Raw genomic sequence first — 20,178 nt, forward strand, 5'->3', positions numbered from 1 at the left:
GTATACCCCGAACCGTATACTCCGCGGCATGGAGCTCTCCGACCTCGTCACCCCGCTCAAGCGCCAGACGCTCAGCGCCAACGTCTATGACCAGTTGCGCGACCTCGTGATGAGCGGGCAGATGATGCCGGGCGAGCAGATCTCGCTGCGCAGCGCCGCCGCGGCGCTGGGCGTGAGCGTGATGCCGGTGCGCGAGGCGATGCAGCGGCTGGTGGCCGAGCAGGCGCTCGAGCTGACGCCCAGCCGCACCCTGCGCGTGCCGCGCATGACGGCCGCGCAGTTCAAGGAAATCACGGTGATCCGCACCAACCTCGAGGGGCTGGCGACCGAGGCCGCGGCCGCGGCGGTCGGCACCGTGGCGCTGCGCGAGATCGCCGAGCGCCACGATGCCTTCGTCGCCGAGATGAAGGCCGCGAGTCCCGATGGCTCGAGGCTGGTCACCTTCAACAAGGAATTCCACTTCGCGGTCTACGCCGCGGCCGACATGCCGATGCTGCTGCAGATGATCGAGGCGCTGTGGCTGCGCATCGGGCCGATCCTCAACTACGACCTGCGCGCCGGCTCGCGCCGCGTGGGCGAGAAGACGGGGGTTGTGCACCATGCGGCGCTGCTCGCGGCGCTCAAGCGGCGCGACGGTGCCAAGGCCCGGGCCGCGCTCGAGGGCGACATCCGCAGCGCGGCCGAGTTCATCCTCTCGGCCGGCGTGCTGGTAGCGGAGGGTGTCTCAAGGCCGGCGCCGCCCGGCGGCCGGGATCAGAGCGTCGGATCCTGACCCGCGGCGGCGCTGCGCACCGCGTTCGTCTGCAGCCGCGCATAGAGGCCGTCGAGCGCCATCAGCTGCGCGTGCGAACCCTGCTCGGCCACGCGGCCCTGTTCCATCACGATGATGCGGTCGGCATGCTGGATGGTCGACAGGCGGTGCGCCACGATCAGCGTGGTGCGGTTCTGCATCAGGCGCTGCAGCGCGTCCTGCACCAGGCGCTCGGATTCGGTGTCGAGGGCCGAGGTGGCCTCGTCGAGCAGCAGCACCGGCGCATCCTTGTAGAGAGCGCGCGCGATCGCGAGGCGCTGGCGCTGGCCGCCCGAGAGCTGGGTGGCGTTGTGGCCCAGCACGGTGTCGATGCCCTGGGGCAGGCCTTCGACGTGGGTGCTGAGGTTGGCGGCCGCGATGCAGGCCAGCACGCGGTCGCGGTCGATCTCGGCGTCGGCGCCCAGCGCCACGTTGGCCGCCAGGGTGTCGTTGAGCATCACCACGTCCTGGCTCACCATGGCGAACTGCGAGCGCAGGCTCTTGAGCTCCCATTCCGAGATGTCGTGGCCGTCGAGCAGCACCTGGCCGCCGCTGGGCAGCACGAAGCGCGGCAGCAGGTTCATCAGCGTGGTCTTGCCCGAGCCCGAGGGACCGACGAAGGCCACGCTCTGGCCCGGCTCGATCACGAGGCTCACGCCGTCGAGGGCGGGGCGCTCGTCGTCGCCGCGGTAGTTCACGCGCGTGTCGCGGAACTCGATGCGGCCCTGCGCATGCGTCATGCCGAAGCTGCCCTGCGGCTCGGTCGGCACCTCGTCGACCAGCGCCAGGCCGCGCTCGAGGGCGGCCAGGCCGCGGGTGATCGGGCCGGCCACTTCGGCCAGCCGCCGGATCGGCGCGATCAGCATCAGCATCGCCGTGATGTAGGCGACGAAACCGCCGACCGTGAAGCCCTGCTTGCCGCTCTGCCAGAGCGCGATCATCACCACCACCGACAGCGCCAGCGAGGCCATCATCTGCGTGAGCGGGGTGGTCGCGGCCTGGGCGATGGTGGACTTCACGGCCAGCCGGTTGAGTTTCTGGCTCAGCTGCTCGAAGCGTTGGGCCTGGGCCGTTTCGGCGCCATGCAGGCGCACCATGCGGTGGGCCAGCACGTTCTCTTCCACCACGTAGGCCAGCTCGTCGGTGGCCTGCTGGCCCTGCTGCGTCAGCTTGTAGAGGCGCTTGGAGAACACCTTCATGATCCAGGAGATGCTCGGCACCAGGAAGGCCACGATCAGCGTGAGCTTCCAGTTCAGGTAGACCAGGTAGCCCAGCAGCGCCACCAGCGTGAAGCCGTCGCGCGACAGTCCCAGCAGCGCCTGCACCAGCAGCATCGCGCCGGTCTGCACTTCATAGACCACGGTGTTCGACAGCGTGCTGGCCGACTGGCGCGCGAACAGCGCGAGTTCAGCGCCCAGCAGCCGGTCGAACAGCACCTTGCGCAGCCGCTGCATGCCTTCGTTGGCGATGCGCGAGAGCGCGTACTGCGAGATGAACTGGGCGATGCCGCGCACCGCGAACAGCAGCAGCACGGCGGCCGGCACGAACCACAGCGGCATTTCGCCGCGCGTGAAGCCGCGGTCGAGCAGCGGCTTGAGGAGGGCCGCCATCAGCGGCTCGGTGATGGCGGCCAGCATCGCGCCGCTCAGTCCCAGCGCCCACCACTGGCGCGAACCGCCGAACCAGGTCATGAGCCGCGCCAGCCGGCGCATCAGGGGAGGGCGTGCGGCTTCGCTGCCGGGGGGTGTCTGCATGGCGGCGGATTCTACGGGGCGGGTCGGAACACCCTTTCAGCGGCCCTGGCCGGTGCTTCGGACCGCTTTCCTGAAGCATTTTGAATGTAGGACCCGGCCCCGCATGGAACGTTTTGCCATGGCGCCATCAAAGCAATGTGTACCATGTGGCCCCGTTACAAGGGGAGAAACTTTTTCAACCCGAGATCTCTCCGAAACCGCATGAACAAGCCGTTGCAAGCCCTCTCTCCAACTCCTTCTTCATCGCTTTTGGGTCGCCGCACGGTCATTGCGGCCCTGGCTGCCTCCCCCGTCCTGCCCGCACTCGCCCAGTTCAAGGTCGAGGTGTCGGGCGTGGGGCTGACCCAGTTGCCCATCGCGCTCGTGCCGTTCCGCGGCCAGGATTCCTCGCCGCAGAAGATCTCCGAGATCGTCCAGGCCGACCTCGAGCGCAGCGGCCAGTTCCGCGGCGTCGATGCCTCGGGCCAGGCGCTCGACGAGGGCTCGCGTCCTGATTTCTCCGTCTGGCGCCAGCGCACCGCCGACTCGCTCGTGGTCGGCAGCGTCACGCGCCTGGCCGACGGCCGCTACGACGTGCGCTTCCGTCTCTGGGACGTGGTGCGCGGACCGAACGGCGGCGATCTCGGCGGCCAGAGCTACATCGTTCCCCAGGGCGACCTGCGGCTCGCCTCGCACCGCATCGCCGACTACGTCTACGAGAAGCTCACGGGCGACAAGGGCATCTTCTCGACCCGCATCGCCTACGTGACCAAGGGCGGCAGCCGCTATTCGCTGTGGGTGGCCGATGCCGACGGCGAGAACGCGCAGGCCGCGCTGGCCAGCCCCGAGCCGATCATCTCGCCGGTCTGGTCGTCCAACGGCCAGCAGCTGGCCTACGTGTCCTTCGAGTCGCGCAAGCCCGTGGTCTACGTGCACAACGTGGCCAGCGGCCAGCGCCGGCTGGTCGCCAACTTCCGCGGCTCCAACAGCGCGCCGGCCTGGGCGCCCGACGGCAGCACGCTCGCCGTCACGCTGAGCCGCGATGGCGGCTCGCAGCTCTACACCATCCCGGCCAGCGGCGGCGAGCCGCGCCGGTTGACCCAGAGCGCGAGCATCGACACCGAACCGGTCTACTCGGCCGACGGCAGCACCATCTACTTCGTGAGCGACCGCGGCGGCGCGCCGCAGATCTACAAGATGGGTGCCAACGGCGGCAACCCGACCCGGGTCACCTTCAGCGGTACCTACAACATTTCTCCTTCCGTCAGCGCCGACGGCCGGTGGTTGGCCTACATCTCCCGCGTGGGAGGGGCCTTCAAACTCCATGTGATGGAGTTGGCCAGCGGCAATGTCACCGCCATCACCGACACCTCGGCGGACGAGAGTCCGAGTTTTGCCCCCAATAGCAAGCTGATCGTCTACGCCACGCAACTGCAAGGTCGCGAAGCCCTCATGACGACCACGCTGGACGGAAAAATAAAGGCACGGCTGGCGGGTCAGGCAGGAGACATCAGGGAACCGGACTGGGGTCCGTTTCAAAAGCAATGATTAGGTTTATCTGAGGAGTTCGAAATGTTGAAACGTACGATTTATTCGCTGGCCATCGTGGCGCTGATCGCAGGCTGCTCGTCGGGCACCAAGCTCAACGAAACGCCCGTGACCGACCGCACCGGCACCACCGGTGGCGCCGGCAACCAGGGCGCGACCACTTCCGTGGCGCCCGTCACGATCGATCCCAACGCCGGCACCGCGCAAGGCCCGGTGGGCGTCGAGCGCATCGTGTTTTTCGACTACGACAGCTACACGGTCAAGCCCGAGTTCCAGTCGCTGATCGACGGCCATGCCCGTTTCCTCAAGGCCAACGCACAGCGCCGCATTTCGATCGAAGGCCACACCGACGAGCGCGGCGGCCGCGAGTACAACCTCGCGCTGGGCCAGAAGCGTTCGGAAGCCGTGCGCCGTGCGCTCACGCTGCTGGGCGTGAACGACAGCCAGATCGAAGCCGTGAGCTTCGGCAAGGAAAAGCCCGCCGTGACCGGCGCGGGTGAAGAAGTCTGGGCGCAGAACCGTCGCGCCGAAATCCGCTACACCCGGTGATGCGACCCGCCCAACGCGCTCTGTGGCGTGGCGCGGCCCTGGCGGCCGCCCTGTTGTGCGCCTCGGCCGGATCGCAGGCCGCGCTGTTCGAGGATGACGAGGCCCGCAAGGCCATCCTCGACCTGCGCCAGCGCGTGGAGGCCGTGCGCCAGCAGACCGATCAGCGCCTGAGCGACGAGAACGGCCAGTTGCGGCGCAGCCTGCTCGACCTGCAGACGCAGATCGAGCAGATGCGCGGCGACCTGGCGCGCATGACCGGCCAGAACGAACAGCTCACGCGCGCCGTGAGCGACCTGCAGTCCAAGCAGACCACCATCGACGACCGGCTCAAGCAGAACGAGCCCTCGAAGGTCACGGTCGATGGCCGCGAGTTCAATGCCGATCCGCGCGAGAAGGCCGACTTCGAAGCCGCGCTCGGCGTGTTCCGCGCCGGCCAGTTCGCCCAGGCCCAGACCGCCTTCGCCGAGTTCGTCAAGCGCTACCCGCAAAGCGGCTACAACGCGTCGGCCCTGTTCTGGCTCGGCAATGCCCAGTACGCCACGCGCAACTACAACGAGGCCATCGCCAACTTCCGTTCGATGCTCTCGCTCGCGCCCGACCATGCCAAGGCCCCCGAGGCCGTGCTGTCGATCGCGAACTGCCAGATCGAGCTCAAGGACACGCGCGCCGCGCGCCGCACGCTGGAAGACCTGACCAAGGCCTACCCGCAGTCGGAAGCCGCGCAGGCCGGCCGCGAGCGTCTCTCGCGCCTGCGCTAGTGCCGGCGGAGCCCTCCGCTTGAGCGCCGTTCACGAGCCCGTCTCCACGACCGAACCGGCGACTGCCCCCGAGGCAGCCGCCGGTTTTGTCGCGTCTGGCGACGACGCGATGGCGCCCGATTTCGCGCGCCGCTTCGGCGGCCTCGAGCGCCTGTATGGCGTAAGCGGCGCCGCGCGCATCCGCAACGCGCACGTGCTCGTCGTGGGCATCGGCGGCGTCGGATCGTGGGCCGTCGAGGCGCTGGCGCGCAGCGGGGTGGGGCGCCTCACGCTGATCGATCTCGACCACGTGTCCGAGTCCAACATCAATCGCCAGATCCACGCGCTCGACAGCACCGTGGGCCAGGCCAAGGTCGAGGCCATGCGCGAGCGCATCGCGCAGATCAACGCCGAGTGCCGCGTGCTGCCGATCGACGAGTTCGTCGAGCCCGACAACTGGCCCGCGCTGCTCGAAGCCGCGCAGGCCGCCAACGGCCCCGTGCATGCCGTCATCGATGCCTGCGACCAGGTGAAGGCCAAGCTCGCGATGGCCGCCTGGGCGCGAGGTGTCGCACGCGGCACCGACTTCATCACCGTCGGCGCGGCGGGCGGCAAGCGGCTCGCCCACAAGGTCGACATCGACGACCTCTCGCAGGTAACGCACGACCCGCTGCTCGCGCAACTGCGGCAACGCCTGCGCAAATCGCACGGCGCGCCGCGCGAGGGTCGCAAGATCGGCGTGACCTGTGTCTTCAGCCGCGAGAGCGTGGCCCCGCCCGATGCTTCGTGCGCCATCGAGAGCGGCGACGGTTCGCTCAACTGCCATGGCTACGGATCGGTGGTGAGCGTGACCGCGACCTTCGGCCAGTGCGCGGCGGGGTGGGTTCTCGATCGGGTGGCTGCAAATACCACGCTATAATCTCGGGCTTTGCCGCGTTTGACACAGCGGCGAAGCACCAAGAAGAACAAGAACGAGGAACTCCCTTCCCAGGGAAACCGAATTCGGGACGTTAGCTCAGTTGGTAGAGCAGCGGACTTTTAATCCGTTGGTCACTGGTTCGAATCCAGTACGTCCTACCACTTCTCATTCGCAACGAATGAGAAGTCTGAAACGCGTTGCCGACTGCGGCGGCTCCACTGATGGAAAGACACTGCTTGGTGTCCTCACCATCCGCTTCTTTCCTACCTCCACACGGATCGTCCATTCCGCAGGCCCGCGCCATGGCGCTTGACTCGACGCGTCGACGTGCAAGCCGTCCTCGCATCTTTCAGGCCGATCTCTCTTGCGGCAGGATTGACGTCGCCATCGCCACCTTGCGCATGTGATGAGCAATTCGCATGAAGTAGATGATGGTGTAGGCAAGCGACGCGACGAACACGAGCAGGCGATAAACGAAAGCCGGATCCCGAAACGTGTCGTTCGTCAGCACATGCGGCAGTCCGAAGTGCATGAGGGTCGCCACCAGAAGATTGAGGGCCAGGACCTTGAATCCGATGGGAACCGCAATGACGCAATAGCGACGAACGAAGTCGCGCCCGGAAGCCGCACCGTTCGCGACAAATGCTTCGTGCGTGCCCACGAAGCTGATGGCGAGGGTGAGGGCGGCCTCGAACAGCAAGGTCCAGTTTCGGTAGCCACCGAACCAGAGCGCCGAATAGTTCAGGATCACATAGAGCAGCGCCGCTGCCAGCATGTACTTCAGGCCATCGGTTTCATCGAGCCTGTCATGGACCAGATCGTCTCTGAGTTTTCGCGTGTTCCAGATGTGCATGCTCATGGGGATTTCGATGGCTGGGTTGAATCCAGATGTACACCCATAAGCATGCCGGATCCACCTTTGTCCGCCGGATCCAGATGGTCAACAAGCGGATGAAGTCCGGGTGCTCCCGGAACCACCGGGTCGATTCACGTCGCGGGCCGACTCTTCCGCGGCCAAAGCAACTCCTTCCCCGCCGGCGTCAACTGATAAGCAAACCGCCGCGCCGGCCTCGCATGTATCTGCAGCGAGGGCGTCTCCACCGCCGCAATCAACCCCGCCGTCTGCAGCACCTCGAGGTGATGTCCCTCGACCTCGGGCCACGCCCCAGCGCTGACCCGCGCAAGGCAGGCGGTGACGAGCGTCTTGTTCTCGAGCATCAATGACTCCTTCTGGCTGGCCGCGATTCTGTGCCTGCCATGGAGTTCGATCCCTCCTCCGTTGGGAGGAGGAGGAAGGGCGCACGCGGAGCGAGGTCCGAAGCGCGTGCAGCTAGTCGATGAACCGCGCCGCGATGTCTCCGAGCGAAGGGATATCCATCTGCGTGTGCCCGCCCGCATACCCCTTCAGGCTCAGCTTCAGGTCCTTGTAATTGCGGCTGGCGATGGTGTCGTGCATCGCGGTGATCGTGGGGCCGCCGCTGTTGTTGAGGGCATAGGCCAGCAGCAGCGTCACGGGAACATCGCGGGTGCCGGCGTTGGCGTACATCTGCTTCTCGAGCTGATCCATCGGCGCGGCCAGCGGGCCGTTGAAGGGGCCTTCGGAAGAGAAGAAGTACTGGAAGGTGAATTGGCCCGCACCCTCCATGAAGAAGGCGCTCGCGACGAAGATGCCGCCGTTCGACAGGCCCGAGAGCATGCGCTTGGCCGGGTTGGCGCGGTAGTTCGATTCGACGTAAGGCACGAGTTCGCGCGTGACGAAGTCGTGATACGCCGTGGAGCCGGGCGGCAGGTAGTCGGTGTTGCGGTGGGCGGTGCCGCCGATGCCGACGACGATGGCCTTCTTGCCCTGCTGCTCGAGGATGTCGACGAAGTTCTGGAAGCGCGACGTGCCGAAATTGAATTTCGCATCGCCGTCCGTCAGGTACATCGCGGGATAGGTCGATGTCCCGCCATCGTAGGCGGCGGGCAGGTAGATCTGGATCGGATAGGTGTCGCCGTTCGCATTCGACTTCAGCGTGGCATTGATCACCCGGCTCGTGCTGGACGGCGGCGGCGCGGGCGGCGGTTCACCGGCCACCGGCGGAAGCAGCGGCAGCCCACCACCGCCTCCGCCGCCACCCCCGCCACAGGCGGCGAGGCCGAGCACGAATGCGGCGGCCAGGGCCAACGTGAATCGGCGGAACATCCGATGAACCTGCATGCTGAATCTCCTCGTGCTGCGGATGCGCGGGGCATCCTGCTTGTGCTCGCCGATGCGGGATGGCATCGCGCGGCCAATGGCTTGCGCATTGGTGGAGAGCGATTGGGTCAGAAGATGTCGTCGAATGGAAGTTACGAAGATCGTTGTAGTCGGCAGGGGCGCGAGCGACGCGGGCGCACGAAGATCGGGGGTATGGCCGCGCGCTACAGTGGTCCACCTCCGGAACCACAGACCAGGGACGATCCATGACCATCCGAAGAAGCTGCCCGGCCTGCCTGCTGCTGGCACTGGCGGCCTCCTGCACGGCCGCATCGGCCGCCACCATCGTCTGCACGCCGGGGCCGGCCGCGGGCAATGCGCCGTTCAACGCGGTGCGCAGGATCGCGATCGACGAGTTCTCGCGCACGGTCAATCTCGACGTGGTGCGATCGAAGACGCGCGAGACCGAGACGCTGGGCAAGATGCGCGCGGACCTGGTCGGCATGGACGAATCGTCCGGCGATCCGGTCTACGTGTTCAATTCGATCCCGACCTCCGAGGTGGAGACCACCACGCTGTTCAAGCTGTTCAAGGCCGGCGAATGGCGGCTGACCAGCGCCACGCTGAGCTTCGTGGGCAAGGTGCCCATGCTGCGCGCGGCGGACAGCGGCACGGTGTTCAACTGCAAGCGCTCGAGCCTCGGTTGAGGAGACCGCGCGCGAACGAGGGGAACGGGCTCAGGGCTGGGTGCGTGCCTTGATGAACTGGCCACCGCGCAGCCGCACGCGTTCGACGGCCGCTTCCAGCGAAGGTTGGCGCATCACGACGAGGTCGCCCTTGGGGATGCCGTGCCAGGTGATCCGGGCTACGCCCGAATAGCTGCCGCGCACCGTCTCCCTGCAGAAGAACGAACCATTCCAGCCATCCTGGAGGTCGACGGAGATGTGGGCTGAGTGCATGGGTGGCGAGCGTAGGCGCGAGAGGCCTGCGAAGCCAGGAAATAGTACCTTGGTTCTCAACTTATTGCTACCGATCGCCGTGGGCGATCCGGCATCGGCAGCGGCCGGCCTTCAGGGCTCGTCTCGTCAGTTGAAGTCGGTCATGAAATACCAGATCGGCTCGAGCTTCGCGCCGGGCGCGGGCCGGTGCAGGTAGATGTCGTAGACGATGGTCCGGGGCTGCGGCCCCCGCTTGTACGCGATGCGCACCACGCCTTCGTCGACGCTGGCCGGGTCGGTGCGCCTGAGCCGCACCAGCTTGCCGTCGCCGCGGATCTCGAGCGCGTGGTGCTCGAGCGGCACGACGGTTCCGGTGCCCTTGGCGATGAAGCTCACCCATTCGGCATCCCGCTCGCGCGCCTCCCTGGCCGACAGGTAGATGGTGGGGTAGAGCAGCCGCTGGGCCTTGGCCAGCGCGCCGATGAAGGCCTCGCCCTTCCTGTTCCCGATGTCGTCGATCAGCCGGCGGTAGGCCTCGACCACCTCGGCCTCGAGCTTGGGATCGTTGGCATCGAGCGGCACGCTGCGTTCCCAGCCGGCCAGCCTGTAGGGCACCTGGGCCTCGAACTGCACGGTCTGGCTGAAGCCCTGCGGGTCGGTGAACTGCGCCTGCCTGCCGTCGCGCAGCGGGGGAAGTTCATAGAGCGTGGTGTTGCGCGGCGGCGCGGTCTTGCTGCGCACGACCAGCTCCACCTTGAGGTCGTCCGTGTCGGGCAGCCGGTCCTGCCCGGCCGCGGGCAGCAGGCGGATCGTGAGCTTCTGCGGGCCGCTGCGCAGGATCGCGGGGTTGAGCGGCATGCTCATCGAGCCGATCCGCCGGGTCGGGAAGGCCTGGATCAGCAGGTCGTTGACGTACACCCGGAACGCCAGCTTCTCGGTCGAGATCCGCAGGTCATAGGAAGGCTGCTGCTCCTGCTGTTTGGGCGCGGCCGGGTCGGCCGGGGCCTGGGCCGCCACCGGCACGGTGGCCTGCAGCAGCGCGGCGAGCACCACGATGGCGGTCGATTTCCTCATTCGACGATCTCCGGAGGGCACGCTGGACGGCCGTGCATTGTGTGGGAAGGGGGCAGGGAGGCGCCCGTCATCGGACCAGGCCACCCTGGCCCTTGAGCCGGGCCGTGCGCTGGGCATGCAGCGCATCCTGCACGCGGTCGAGCTCGGTGCCGAGCGTGTCGATGCGTTCGAGCAGGCCGATGAAGGCGCGGCGCATGTCGTCGTCGGCAGCGCGGGCCCGGGCCCAGTGGTCCTCGAGGAAGCCCTTGGACGCGTAATAGGCGTCGAGCGGCGTCCAGACGTCGACCAGCCTGTCGCCGGCCGCCAGCACGCCGTCCACGGCGGCGTCGAGTGCCGCGTCGCCCGAGCCGTCGATGCGCGCGGCCTCGAGGTCCGAGAGGATGGGATGCAGCTCGGAGGGACTGCCATGGAAGGCGCTCGCGTTCGGCGCCGTGCCGGGCACGTTCATGCGCAGGTAGCTGCGGTACTTCGCGGCCACGCTGCGGTTGTCGGCGACGAGCCGGTAGTAGGCCGTGCCGTAGGCGCCGCGGGTGGTGGCCTGCAGCCTGTCGAGTGTGGGGCGGGCCAGGGCCGGGGGAGCCGCGTTCGAAGGCGCCGTCGCAGTGCGGTCGCTCGGACCGCAGGCCGCGAGCAGGGCGCAGCACAGGCCCGGCAGCAGCAGGCGCGCATGCGCCACCCTCCCTCTTTCTCGTTCGCTCATGGGCGTCTTTTCTCTCCCGAAGGGCGCGGATGATAGCCACGCCCTCGGCCAGAACGGCCGCGCGACATGCAAGCAATCGCAACGTCCGCTGCTTTGCGCTTCAGGCCTCGCGGGCAGGTTTCTTGCTGCGCGAATACCTCCGTGTGCATCGCCTCAGGGCAACCGCCATGGCGGCCCGCGGCGTTTGCACGTAGATTCGCCGCCGCACAAGACGCAACAAGCGTTCGGTTCCCCACCTTGAAATCGCAGGAGTGTCCGTGGAAGCATGGTCGAGCCAGCAACTCTCGCCGCTGTACGGGCGCGAGGTCTTCCGTTCCCGCGCGGCGGACGAAACCCATGCGCGCATCGCCTGCGAGCTGAAGCCGCACCGCAGCGTCTGGCATCGCGGCGACGTCGATGCGATCTTCTGCCGCGCCGAGCTCAGCGCACTCTCGCTGTGCATCCTGCGCTATGGCTGCGACGTGGACATCGAGCCCGATGCGCTCGGCAACTTCGTGCTGGTGCAGATGCCGTTGCGCGGCCACGCCGACATCCATCACGCGGGCGGCAGCCTGCAGATCCATCCGGGGCAGGGCGCGGTGATCTCGGCCCACAAGCCGGTGCGGCTGCGCTGGCATGCCGACTGCGAACAGCTGATGCTCAAGATCGAGCTGAGCCGGCTGCAGGAGGTGGCGCGCCATGCCTTCCCGCTGCGCGGCGCCGATGCGGTGGGCGAGATCGACTTCGAGATGCCGTTCCGGCTCGACGACACGGCGGGCACGCAATGGCGCCGCATGGTGGCCAGCCTCGCCTCGCTGCTGCCCGCGGCAGGCGATGCCGGCTACGACGCGCGCTGGCTCTCGCACTGCGAGGACAACCTGATGCTCTACCTGCTGTGCCACCGGCCGAACTCGGTGCGCGAGCGGCACGACGAGGCGCGGCATGGCTCGGAGGCCGCGAGCCTGCGCCAGCTGCGGCGCGCCGAGGAGTTCATGCAGGAGCGGCTCGACACGCCGCTGTCGCTCGAGGACGTGGCACGCGCCGCCGGCCTCACGCGGCGCGGGCTGGCGCTGCTGTTCCGGCGCTACCGCGAGCTCTCGCCCGGCGAGGTGCTGCGCAACATGCGGCTCGATGCCGCCCACGCGCAGCTCGCGCGCCACGACGGCGCCAGCGTGACCGAGGTGGCGCTCAACTGCGGCTTCTCGCACCTGAGCCGCTTCGCGGCCTGCTACCGCGAGCGCTTCGGCCACCTGCCGCGCGAGACCGCGCGGCATTGAGGCACGGGATCAGGACGACTTCATCGCGCACTGCGCCGCGGTCGTGTCCTGGTAGTTCGTCAGCACGGTGCCGATCACCTTGTTGGCGATGCGGCCGCTGCCGTCCTTGGCGATCACGCGCAGGTAGTAGTTCTGCACCGGGAAGTTGTTGGCGCCATAGCGGAAGTCGCCGCGCACCGACTTGTAGTTGGCGGCCTTGATCGCCTTCAGCAGCGCGGGCTTGTCGGCCACCTTGCCGCCGACGTCGCGCACCGCCGCGTCCATCGCCATCAGCACGTCGTAGGCCTGGCCCGCGTAGAACGAGGGATTGCGGCCGTTGTTCTGCTGCCGGAACGCGGCCACGAAGCGCTGGTTGGCCGGGTTGTCGAGGTCGAAGGACCAGTGCGCGGTGTTGAACAGCCCGAGCATCGGCTCGCCGACCGCGGGGATCATGTCCTCGTCGGCCGAGAAGGCGGTGGAGATCAGCGCCACGTCCTTCGACAGGCCCGCGCCCACGAACTGCTTGATGAAGGCCACGCCCATCGCGCCTGGCAGGAAGAAGTAGAGCGCGTCGGGCTTCGAGGCGCGGATCTGCGCGAGCTCGGCCGAGTAGTCGAGCTGGCCCAGCTTGGTGTAGAGCTCGTCGCCCGTGCCGCCCTTGTAGGTGCGCTTGAAGCCGGTGATGGCGTCCTTGCCGCCCGGGTAGCTGGGCGCGATCAGCGCCACCTTCTTGAAGCCCTTGTCGCCCGCGAACTTGCCGGCCGCCTCGTGGTACGCATCGTTGGGATACGAGGCGCCGAAGAAGTAGGGATTGCAGCGCGCGCCCGAGAGGTCGCTCGGCCCGGTGTTGCTCGACAGGTAGGGCACCTTGGCCGCGAACAGCGGCGGCGCCACCGCCAGCGCCACCGAGGAGCCGACCGGCCCGGTGAACAGGTCGATCTTGTCGCGCATCAGCATGCGCTCGACCACCTGGCGCGCGGTCTCGGGGTTGCCCGCGGTGTCGGCCTCGACGAACTCGACCGGCACGCCGCCGAGCTTGCCGCCCAGCTGCTTGATCGCGACCGCGAAGCCGGCCTTCGACTCGGCGCCGCCGACGGCGAAGGGGCCCGACAGGTCCATCGCGAGGCCGACCTTGACGGTCTGCGCGCGCACCTGCGGCGACACGGCGAGCACCGCGGCGAAGGCGGCGAGGGCGATGACCGAGGGCACGGCGGCGGTGGTCGTGCGCTGGCGTCTGTACGGCATGAAGGAACTCCTCTGGCGGTGGTCCGCCGAACATGGGTGGCAAGGCTGGATGGAAAAAGCGTCAGGGAAATGTACGCAAGCCGGAGTCTGGGCAGCGCCCCTCGGCGCGGCTATCCATTTCCTGCAGCGCCGCCGGCTGCCGGAAATGGACAGACAGCCCGCGCGGGCGCTCGCCAGAATCGCCGCCACGACGATCCACCCCTTCGAAAGAGACACCCCCGATGAGCCACTACATCGACATCCCGGCCGGCGACGGCGCGCAGAGCTTCCGCGGCTACCTGGCCCTGCCGGCCTCGGGCCGCGGCCCCGGCATCGTGCTGTGCCAGGAGATCTTCGGCATCAACGACTACGTGCGCGAGGTGGCCGACCTGTATGCCGAGGAAGGCTACGTGGTGCTCGCGCCCGACCTGTTCTGGCGCATGGAGCCCGGCGTCGAGCTCGGCTACTCGCCCGAGGACTGGCAGCGCGCCTTCGGCTTCTTCCAGCAGTTCGACATCGAGGCCGGCATCGCCGACGTGACCGCCAGCGTGCAGGCGCTGCGCGCGCACCCGGCCTGCACCGGCAAGGTCGGCGCGCTGGGCTTCTGCCTCGGCGGCAAGCTGGCCTACCTCGCGGCCGCGCATTCGGGCGTGGACGCGGCGGTCGGCTACTACGGCGTCGGCATCGAGGGCGCGCTCGAACTGGTGCCGAAGATCGCGTGCCCGATCGCGCTGCACTTCGCCGAGCTCGACAAGTTCTGCCCGCCCGAGGCGCGCGCCCAGGTGCTCGAGGCCTTCGCGGGCCGGCCCGGCGCGCAGATGTACGTCTACCCCGGCGTCGACCATGCCTTCGCGCGCACCGGCGGCGACCACTTCGACAAGCCCTCGACGCTGATGGCGCACCAGCGTTCCATGGCGCTGTTCAAGGAGGCGATCGGCCCGGTCTACGACCTGTCGGCGCTGTGGGACAAGCACTGCGAGTACGAGTTCGCCACGCGCGACGTGGTCGCCACCATGGGCACCATGGTCGCCGAGCCCTACGTCAACCACATCCCCACCATGACCGGCGGCGTGGGCGCGAAGGAGCTGTCGCGCTTCTACAAGCACCACTTCATTCCCACCACGCCGCCCGATACGCGGCTCACGCCGATCTCGCGCACCGTGGGCGCCACGCAGATCGTCGACGAGATGCTGTTCTGCTTCACCCACACGGTCGAGATCGACTGGATGCTGCCGGGCATCGCGCCCACGGGCCGGCCGGTGGAGATCCCGCTGGTGGCCATCGTCAAGTTCCGCGGCGACAAGCTCTACCACGAGCACATCTACTGGGACCAGGCCAGCGTGCTCGCGCAGATCGGCCTGCTCGACCCGAAGGGCCTGCCGGTGGCCGGCGTGGAGACCGCGCGCAAGCTGGTCGACGAGACGCTGGCGTCGAACACGCTGATGCCGCGCTGGGCCAAGTCCACCGCGCTGACCATCGCCGACCCCGCGCTGCCGCTCGGATGAGCACCGCGCCTTCCATGCTCGAGCTGGTGGTGGCCTCGGTCAGCGCGCTCACGCCGGCCATCAAGGCCTTCGTGCTGCGCAGCGCGAACGGCGAGGCGCTGCCGCCGTTCGAACCCGGCGCGCACCTGGGCGTGCAGGTGATGCAACCCAACGGGCAGGCCGGCCAGCGCGCCTATTCGCTCGCGCGGCCACATGACGATTCGGACCGCTACGAGATCGCCGTGCTGCACGAGCCCGACGGCGCGGGCGGCTCGGCCTGGATGCATGGCCTGTCCGAGGGCGCGCGGGTGCTCGCGCAGGCCCCGCGCAACGACTTCGCGCTGCGCCAGGGCGAGGCCGCGCCGCTGCTGATCGCGGGCGGCATCGGCATCACGCCGCTGCTGTGCATGGCGCGCGCGCTCGCGGCCCAGGGCCACGCCTTCGAGTTCCACTACGCCACGCGCAGCCCCGAGGCCACGGCCTACCTCGACGAGGTGCGCGCGCTCGGCGGCCGCATGGCGCACGACGGCGGCGATCCCGCGCGCGGCCTCGACCTGCGCGCGCTGCTGGCCGTGCCGGTGCCCGGGCGTCATCTGCATGTGTGCGGCCCGCGCGGCCTGGTGCAGGCCGTGGTCGACACCGCGCGTGCCCAGGGCTGGGCCGACGACCACGTGCACTTCGAGCTGTTCGCGGGCGCGCTCGCGCAGGCTGGCGACGCGGCCTTCGAGGTGCGCACGCTGCGCTCGGGCCATGTGCTGACGGTGCCGCCGGGCCAGAGCCTGCTCGACGTGCTGATCGCCGCGGGGCTCGACCCGCTCTACGATTGCCGCCAGGGCGACTGCGGCGTGTGCGCCGTCGACGTGGTCGAGGGCGTGCCCGACCACCGCGACCACAACCTGAGCCCGCGCGAGAAAGCCGACGGGCGCACCATCTGCACCTGCGTGTCGCGCGCCAGGACGCCGCAGCTGGTGCTCGACATCTGATCCCACGATTCCAGGAGACCCATCCATGACCATCGACCTGCAATCCCTCGTGCAGCCCGACCGCGTCCACAAGCGCGTCTACACCGACCCCGCGATCTTCGAGCTCGAGATGGACCGCGTGTTCGGCCAGGCCTGGCTCTACGTCGGCCACGAGAGCCAGGTGCCCAAGCCCGGCGACTACTTCACCACCCGGCTCGGCCGCGAGCCCGTGGTGATGGTGCGCCACACCGACGGCCAGATCCACGTGATGTTCAACCGCTGCCCGCACAAGGGCGCCAAGATCGTGCCCGACGGCAGCGGCAGCGCCGGCAAGTTCCTGCGCTGCCTCTACCACGGCTGGACCTTCAAGTGCGACGGCAGCCTGCTGTCGGTGCCGCTGCGCAGCGGCTACGAGGACACGGGGCTCGACCTCAAGGACCCGCAGTACGGCGTGCGCAACGTGGCGCGCGTCGCCACGCACCGCGGCTTCGTGTTCGCGAGCCTGTCGAAGGAAGGCCCCGAGCTCAAGGAGTTCCTCGGCGGCGTCGCCACCTCGCTCGACAACTTCTGCGACCGCGCGCCCGAGGGCGAGGTCGAGGTGGCCGGCGGCGTGCAGCGCGTGATCCAGCGCAACAACTGGAAGATCTTCTTCGAGAACCTGCACGACACCATCCATGCGGTGGCCACGCACGAGTCGTCGTGGCGCGCGGCCAAGGAGGAGTTCGAGGCCATGCCCGCCGGCACGCAAAAACCCTTCGAGGTGGTGATCGTCGACGGCAACGGCGAGCCGCTCGAGTTCTGGGAGAAGCTCGAGCTCAAGGGCTACGACAACGGCCACGGCTTCATGGAAGGCATCTTCGTGCCGCCGACCGACCCGGTGAGCCTGGCCTACGTGGCCGCGCTCGAGGCGGCGCAGGGCGCCGAGCGCGCCGACCAGATCCTGCGCGTGAACCGCCACAACACCATCGTCTACCCGAGCTGCTCGCCCCACACCTCGTTCCAGCAGATCCGCGTGATCCGGCCGCTGTCGGTCGACCGCACGCTGGTCGAGATCTTCAGCTTCCGGCTCAAGGGCGCGCCCGAGGCCACCTTCCAGCGCACGCTCAAGTACACCAACATCGTCAACTCGCCCTCGTCGAACGTGATGCCCGACGACCTCGAGGCCTACAACCGGGTGCAGGAGGGCCTGGGTTCGGACGGCGGCGACTGGGTCAGCATGCATCGCGCCGTGGGACGCGACCAGCCGCTGCCGGGCGGGCGCGCCTCCAACGGCAACAGCGAGATGCCGGCGCGCAACATGTTCGGCGCCTGGGCCAAGTACATGGGCGTGGACACCGGGAGCGCCGCATGAACTTCCTCGACTGGAACGAACAGCAGGAGATCACGCAGTTCCTGCACCACGAGGCGCGACTGCTCGACGAGCACCGCTGGGACGAATGGCAGCGCCTGTTCACGCCCGACGGCCTGTACTGGGTGCCGCTGGTGCACGGCCAGGCCGACCATCTCAACCATGCCTCCCTGTTCTGCGAGGACGCGCTGCTGCGCTCGATGCGCGCACGCCGGCTCGAGCAGGCGCGCGCCTATTCGCAGCAGCCGCCCACGCGCACGGTGCACGTGGTGGGCAACATCGGCATCGAGGTGCGCGAGGAGGGTGAGAACGGCGGCTGCACCGTGCGCTCCACCTTCGTGCTGCTCGAATGGCGCAAGACCGAGCAGCGCATGTTCGGCGGCAGCGTGCTGCACACGCTGCGCCGGCACGAGGGCGAGCTGCGCATCCACCTCAAGCGCGTCGAGCTGGTCAACTGCGACGCCGCGCACGAAGCGCTGCAGGTGTTCGTGTGAAGGCCGCGCTGCTCGCGATGCACTACCAGAACGACGTGCTGCACGCCGACGGCAAGGTGCGCGTGGGCGTCGCGGCCGACGATCCGGCGCGCCCGCGCCTGATCGCCTCGGCCGGCCGGCTGATCGCGGGGGCGCGCGCCGCGGGCGTGCCGGTGATCTTCGTGCGCATCGCCTTCGCGCCCGGCTACGTCGACTGCCTCGACAACTGCACGTTGTTCCGGCGTGTGGCGCAGAGCGGCGCGGTGCAGGAGGGCAGCTGGGGCGCGGAGTTCTACGACGAGCTCGCACCGCTGCCGGGCGAGGCCGTGGTCACGCACAAGCGCAACAACCCCTTCTGGGCCAGCGGGCTCGAGCGAGCGGTGCGCGCCACCGGCGCCGACCGGCTCTACGTGGCGGGCATCGCGACCAACCACGTGGTCGAGCACGGCGCGCGCCATGCGAGCGACCTGGGCTACGACGTGGCCGTGGTGGCCGACGCCTGCAACACGGCGCAGCCGCACCTGCATGCCGCGAGCCTGGAGAATCTCTCGATGCTCGCGCAGGTGATCGGCGTCGAGGACGCACTCGCCCAGATGGGCCCCTGAACCGATGAAGGACATCTCATGAACATGCAAGGCAAGGTCGCGATCGTCACCGGCGCGGCCGCGATGCTGGGCAGCGCCATCGTGCGCACGCTGGCGCAGGCTGGCGCGCGGGTGGTCGCGGTCGACATCGACGCGGCGCGCGGCCAGGCGCTGGCGGCCGAACTCGGCGCGGCCTGCCGCTTCGCCGCCTGCGACATCGCGAACGACGAGGCGCTCGACGCGCTGGTGGCCGATGCGCTGCGCATCGAGGGCCGCATCGACTGCCTGATCAACAACGCCGTGGTCTACAACGATGGCGGCATGGGTGCGAAGCGCGCCGAGTGGTTGAGCGCGCTCGACGTCAACCTGGTGTCGGGCGCGCTGCTCGTGCACAAGGCGACCGAGGCGCTGGCCGCGCAGGGCGGCGCCATCGTCAACATGGGCAGCGTGGGCGGCAAGTTCGGCACGGCCGACCGCGCGCTCTATCCCGCGGCCAAGGCGGCGATCCTGCAGCTCACGCGCAACCAGGCCGCGACCCTGGCGCCGCGGCGCATCCGCGTGAATTCGGTGTCGCCGGGCTGGACCTGGTCGGACGCGCTCTCTCGCATGGCCGGCGGCGACCGCGCCAAGGCCGACCGCGTGGCCGCGCCGCTGCATCCGCTGGGCCGCGCGGGCGACGGCGACGACGTGGCGCAGGTGGTGCTGTTCCTGTGCTCGGACGCGGCGCGTTTCGTGACCGGCGCCGACATCCCGGTCGATGGCGGCTTCTCGATGCTGGGCCCCGACCAGGGCCGCTCGGCGCGCGACTGGTTCGCGAGCTAGTCGAAGCGCTGCTCCCACTCCCAGTTCACCGCCGGCAGCGTCTCGACCACCGGCCGCGCGAACAGGTAGCCCTGGAACAGCCGGATGCCGAGCTCGCGCAGCGCCACCACCTCTTCCATGATCTCCACGCCCTCGGCCACCACGTGAATGCCGAGTTCGCCGCAGGTCGACACGAAGCCCTTGACCACGGCGCGGCGCACGCCGTCGGTGTGGATGTTGCGGATCAGCTCCATGTCGAGCTTGACGATGTGCGGCCTGAGCGCGACGAACAGCTCGAAGCCCGCGAAGCCGGCGCCGAAGTCGTCGATGGCCGAGGAGAAGCCGTGCTGCTGGTGCATCTCGAAAGCCTTCACCAGGTGCGGCAGGTCCTCGACGCGCTCCGACTCGGTCACCTCGAAGATCAGCCGCTCCTTCGGAAAGCCGAAGCGCTCGGCGGTCTCGACCGCGCTCTGGAAGCATTCGCCCTGGCGCCCGGTGTCGTTGGGCATCACGTTGAGGCTCAGCCGCGAGGCCATGCGCAGCCCGGCCGCGAGCTCGATCGCCTTGGCGCGGCAGGCGCGGTCGAACTCGACGCGGTGGCGCGCATGCACCAGCCCGAGGATGTGGCCGGCGCCTTCGCCGTGGATGCCGCGCACCAGCGCCTCGTGCGCGTAGACCTCGCCCTTGTCGACGTCGACGATGGGCTGGAAGGCCATGGTGAAGGCCGGGCAGCTGGCGGCGAAGTCGAGCACCGCCGAGGCATCGTTGCTGGCCTGGGTGGCCGGCTGCTGGAGGCGGTTGATGGTCAGCGCGCGCGCGGCGCTGCAGTAGCCCGGCGGGCGGGCGTTGAGATCGAGGGCCAACGACGATGCCGAACTGGACACGGATGGCCTTCAGGCC

General features: G+C 68.7%; 22 protein-coding genes and 1 tRNA gene. 14 read left to right on the top strand and 9 right to left on the bottom strand.

The genetic code is table 11. The annotated features are described in order from the left end of the window. Window positions 1–28 precede the first annotated feature (28 nt). Window positions 29–772: a GntR family transcriptional regulator gene (locus AC07RM_RS07320; protein WP_296787722.1), complete on the top strand. Its 744-nt coding sequence runs from the start codon at window positions 29–31 to the stop codon at window positions 770–772. On the opposite strand, the gene msbA is transcribed toward AC07RM_RS07320, so the two are convergent. Then, window positions 754–2,544 carry a lipid A export permease/ATP-binding protein MsbA gene (gene msbA, locus AC07RM_RS07325; protein ID WP_495334045.1) on the bottom strand — a complete coding sequence of 597 codons (1,791 nt, stop codon included), beginning with the start codon at window positions 2,542–2,544 and terminating at the stop codon, window positions 754–756. The two genes, AC07RM_RS07320 and msbA, sit on opposite strands and share 19 nt — an antisense overlap. A 201-nt stretch (window positions 2,545–2,745) precedes the next feature. On the opposite strand from msbA, the gene tolB reads away from it, so the two are divergent. From tolB to AC07RM_RS07350, 5 genes are all read left to right on the top strand, one after another. Beyond that, window positions 2,746–4,071, top strand: a complete 1,326-nt coding sequence (gene tolB, locus AC07RM_RS07330) for a Tol-Pal system beta propeller repeat protein TolB (protein WP_172705446.1) — start codon at window positions 2,746–2,748, stop codon at window positions 4,069–4,071. A 24-nt stretch (window positions 4,072–4,095) separates the two neighbouring features. Next, complete coding sequence (gene pal, locus AC07RM_RS07335) at window positions 4,096–4,620, top strand: peptidoglycan-associated lipoprotein Pal (protein ID WP_093341601.1); 525 nt, start codon at window positions 4,096–4,098, stop codon at window positions 4,618–4,620. Beyond that, on the top strand, window positions 4,620–5,378 hold the full coding sequence (gene ybgF / locus AC07RM_RS07340) for a tol-pal system protein YbgF (RefSeq protein WP_093341603.1): 759 nt from the start codon (window positions 4,620–4,622) through the stop codon (window positions 5,376–5,378). Before pal ends, ybgF begins: the two co-directional genes overlap by 1 nt. Window positions 5,379–5,487: 109 nt before the next feature. Further along, window positions 5,488–6,276, top strand: coding sequence for a tRNA threonylcarbamoyladenosine dehydratase (locus AC07RM_RS07345; protein WP_203205877.1), 789 nt, complete (start codon window positions 5,488–5,490; stop codon window positions 6,274–6,276). Window positions 6,277–6,361: 85 nt separating this feature from the next. After that, window positions 6,362–6,437: transfer RNA gene (locus AC07RM_RS07350), tRNA-Lys, on the top strand. A 188-nt stretch (window positions 6,438–6,625) separates the two neighbouring features. On the opposite strand, the gene AC07RM_RS07355 is transcribed toward AC07RM_RS07350, so the two are convergent. From AC07RM_RS07355 to AC07RM_RS07365, 3 genes are all read right to left on the bottom strand, one after another. Continuing rightward, window positions 6,626–7,135: a hypothetical protein gene (locus tag AC07RM_RS07355; protein WP_495334048.1), complete on the bottom strand. Its 510-nt coding sequence runs from the start codon at window positions 7,133–7,135 to the stop codon at window positions 6,626–6,628. Window positions 7,136–7,263: 128 nt separating this feature from the next. Beyond that, window positions 7,264–7,494, bottom strand: coding sequence for a hypothetical protein (locus tag AC07RM_RS07360; protein WP_495334050.1), 231 nt, complete (start codon window positions 7,492–7,494; stop codon window positions 7,264–7,266). A 112-nt stretch (window positions 7,495–7,606) separates the two neighbouring features. Further along, window positions 7,607–8,764, bottom strand: a complete 1,158-nt coding sequence (locus tag AC07RM_RS07365; RefSeq protein ID WP_495334052.1) for an alpha/beta hydrolase — start codon at window positions 8,762–8,764, stop codon at window positions 7,607–7,609. Here AC07RM_RS07365 and AC07RM_RS07370 point away from each other — a divergent pair. Then, entirely contained in the window at window positions 8,722–9,162 is a 441-nt protein-coding gene (locus AC07RM_RS07370) for a hypothetical protein (protein ID WP_495334053.1), read from the top strand. The two genes, AC07RM_RS07365 and AC07RM_RS07370, sit on opposite strands and share 43 nt — an antisense overlap. Before the next feature lie 30 nt (window positions 9,163–9,192). Here AC07RM_RS07370 and AC07RM_RS07375 read toward each other — a convergent pair whose 3' ends face one another. The 3 genes from AC07RM_RS07375 to AC07RM_RS07385 all read right to left on the bottom strand — a co-directional run bounded on the left by AC07RM_RS07375 (window position 9,193) and on the right by AC07RM_RS07385 (window position 11,167). Beyond that, window positions 9,193–9,414 carry a hypothetical protein gene (locus AC07RM_RS07375; protein ID WP_093341623.1) on the bottom strand — a complete coding sequence of 74 codons (222 nt, stop codon included), beginning with the start codon at window positions 9,412–9,414 and terminating at the stop codon, window positions 9,193–9,195. A 126-nt stretch (window positions 9,415–9,540) separates the two neighbouring features. Then, complete coding sequence (locus AC07RM_RS07380) at window positions 9,541–10,467, bottom strand: hypothetical protein (protein ID WP_495334054.1); 927 nt, start codon at window positions 10,465–10,467, stop codon at window positions 9,541–9,543. 67 nt (window positions 10,468–10,534) lie between these two features. Beyond that, window positions 10,535–11,167, bottom strand: coding sequence for a YiiG family protein (locus tag AC07RM_RS07385; RefSeq protein WP_495334055.1), 633 nt, complete (start codon window positions 11,165–11,167; stop codon window positions 10,535–10,537). A gap of 257 nt (window positions 11,168–11,424) precedes the next feature. Here AC07RM_RS07385 and AC07RM_RS07390 point away from each other — a divergent pair, with 257 nt between their 5' ends. After that, the gene (locus tag AC07RM_RS07390; RefSeq protein WP_495334056.1) at window positions 11,425–12,423 is read left to right on the top strand and encodes an AraC family transcriptional regulator; all 999 of its coding nucleotides are present in this window, start codon (window positions 11,425–11,427) and stop codon (window positions 12,421–12,423) included. 9 nt (window positions 12,424–12,432) lie between these two features. Here AC07RM_RS07390 and AC07RM_RS07395 read toward each other — a convergent pair whose 3' ends face one another. Beyond that, the gene (locus AC07RM_RS07395; RefSeq protein ID WP_256222403.1) at window positions 12,433–13,647 is read right to left on the bottom strand and encodes an ABC transporter substrate-binding protein; all 1,215 of its coding nucleotides are present in this window, start codon (window positions 13,645–13,647) and stop codon (window positions 12,433–12,435) included. Window positions 13,648–13,868: 221 nt separating this feature from the next. Here AC07RM_RS07395 and AC07RM_RS07400 point away from each other — a divergent pair, with 221 nt between their 5' ends. Genes AC07RM_RS07400 through AC07RM_RS07425 form a run of 6 tightly spaced genes read left to right on the top strand, consistent with a single transcriptional unit; the run spans window position 13,869 to window position 19,299 of the window. Further along, entirely contained in the window at window positions 13,869–15,131 is a 1,263-nt protein-coding gene (locus tag AC07RM_RS07400) for a dienelactone hydrolase family protein (RefSeq protein ID WP_495334057.1), read from the top strand. Then, window positions 15,128–16,093 (top strand): PDR/VanB family oxidoreductase, encoded by a 966-nt coding sequence (locus AC07RM_RS07405; RefSeq protein WP_495334058.1) that lies wholly within the window; start codon window positions 15,128–15,130, stop codon window positions 16,091–16,093. Before AC07RM_RS07400 ends, AC07RM_RS07405 begins: the two co-directional genes overlap by 4 nt. 25 nt (window positions 16,094–16,118) lie before the next feature. Then, window positions 16,119–17,423: an aromatic ring-hydroxylating dioxygenase subunit alpha gene (locus AC07RM_RS07410; RefSeq protein ID WP_093341630.1), complete on the top strand. Its 1,305-nt coding sequence runs from the start codon at window positions 16,119–16,121 to the stop codon at window positions 17,421–17,423. Next, on the top strand, window positions 17,420–17,914 hold the full coding sequence (locus tag AC07RM_RS07415; protein ID WP_495334059.1) for an aromatic-ring-hydroxylating dioxygenase subunit beta: 495 nt from the start codon (window positions 17,420–17,422) through the stop codon (window positions 17,912–17,914). Before AC07RM_RS07410 ends, AC07RM_RS07415 begins: the two co-directional genes overlap by 4 nt. Continuing rightward, a complete protein-coding gene (locus AC07RM_RS07420; protein WP_296787749.1) occupies window positions 17,911–18,498 on the top strand; it encodes a cysteine hydrolase family protein in 588 nt (195 codons plus the stop codon). The genes AC07RM_RS07415 and AC07RM_RS07420 overlap by 4 nt, the downstream gene beginning before the upstream one ends. Before the next feature lie 18 nt (window positions 18,499–18,516). Beyond that, entirely contained in the window at window positions 18,517–19,299 is a 783-nt protein-coding gene (locus tag AC07RM_RS07425; protein WP_495334060.1) for an SDR family oxidoreductase, read from the top strand. Here AC07RM_RS07425 and AC07RM_RS07430 read toward each other — a convergent pair. Continuing rightward, window positions 19,296–20,162: an EAL domain-containing protein gene (locus AC07RM_RS07430; RefSeq protein ID WP_256222405.1), complete on the bottom strand. Its 867-nt coding sequence runs from the start codon at window positions 20,160–20,162 to the stop codon at window positions 19,296–19,298. The two genes, AC07RM_RS07425 and AC07RM_RS07430, sit on opposite strands and share 4 nt — an antisense overlap. Window positions 20,163–20,178: the final 16 nt, after the last annotated feature.

The organism is Variovorax sp. GW821-FHT09B05, from assembly GCF_059418265.1.

Coding starts and splice junctions, on each gene's coding strand:
- AC07RM_RS07400 (WP_495334057.1), top strand. CDS start 13,869: ATGAGCCACTACATCGACATCCCGGCCGGCGACGGCGCGCAGAGCTTC.
- AC07RM_RS07405 (WP_495334058.1), top strand. CDS start 15,128: ATGAGCACCGCGCCTTCCATGCTCGAGCTGGTGGTGGCCTCGGTCAGC.
- AC07RM_RS07320 (WP_296787722.1), top strand. CDS start 29: ATGGAGCTCTCCGACCTCGTCACCCCGCTCAAGCGCCAGACGCTCAGC.
- tolB (WP_172705446.1), top strand. CDS start 2,746: ATGAACAAGCCGTTGCAAGCCCTCTCTCCAACTCCTTCTTCATCGCTT.
- pal (WP_093341601.1), top strand. CDS start 4,096: ATGTTGAAACGTACGATTTATTCGCTGGCCATCGTGGCGCTGATCGCA.
- msbA (WP_495334045.1), bottom strand. CDS start 2,544: ATGCAGACACCCCCCGGCAGCGAAGCCGCACGCCCTCCCCTGATGCGC.
- AC07RM_RS07345 (WP_203205877.1), top strand. CDS start 5,488: ATGGCGCCCGATTTCGCGCGCCGCTTCGGCGGCCTCGAGCGCCTGTAT.
- AC07RM_RS07425 (WP_495334060.1), top strand. CDS start 18,517: ATGAACATGCAAGGCAAGGTCGCGATCGTCACCGGCGCGGCCGCGATG.
- AC07RM_RS07385 (WP_495334055.1), bottom strand. CDS start 11,167: ATGAGCGAACGAGAAAGAGGGAGGGTGGCGCATGCGCGCCTGCTGCTG.
- AC07RM_RS07395 (WP_256222403.1), bottom strand. CDS start 13,647: ATGCCGTACAGACGCCAGCGCACGACCACCGCCGCCGTGCCCTCGGTC.
- AC07RM_RS07380 (WP_495334054.1), bottom strand. CDS start 10,467: ATGAGGAAATCGACCGCCATCGTGGTGCTCGCCGCGCTGCTGCAGGCC.
- ybgF (WP_093341603.1), top strand. CDS start 4,620: ATGCGACCCGCCCAACGCGCTCTGTGGCGTGGCGCGGCCCTGGCGGCC.
- AC07RM_RS07415 (WP_495334059.1), top strand. CDS start 17,420: ATGAACTTCCTCGACTGGAACGAACAGCAGGAGATCACGCAGTTCCTG.
- AC07RM_RS07355 (WP_495334048.1), bottom strand. CDS start 7,135: ATGAGCATGCACATCTGGAACACGCGAAAACTCAGAGACGATCTGGTC.
- AC07RM_RS07375 (WP_093341623.1), bottom strand. CDS start 9,414: ATGCACTCAGCCCACATCTCCGTCGACCTCCAGGATGGCTGGAATGGT.
- AC07RM_RS07360 (WP_495334050.1), bottom strand. CDS start 7,494: ATGCTCGAGAACAAGACGCTCGTCACCGCCTGCCTTGCGCGGGTCAGC.
- AC07RM_RS07410 (WP_093341630.1), top strand. CDS start 16,119: ATGACCATCGACCTGCAATCCCTCGTGCAGCCCGACCGCGTCCACAAG.
- AC07RM_RS07370 (WP_495334053.1), top strand. CDS start 8,722: ATGACCATCCGAAGAAGCTGCCCGGCCTGCCTGCTGCTGGCACTGGCG.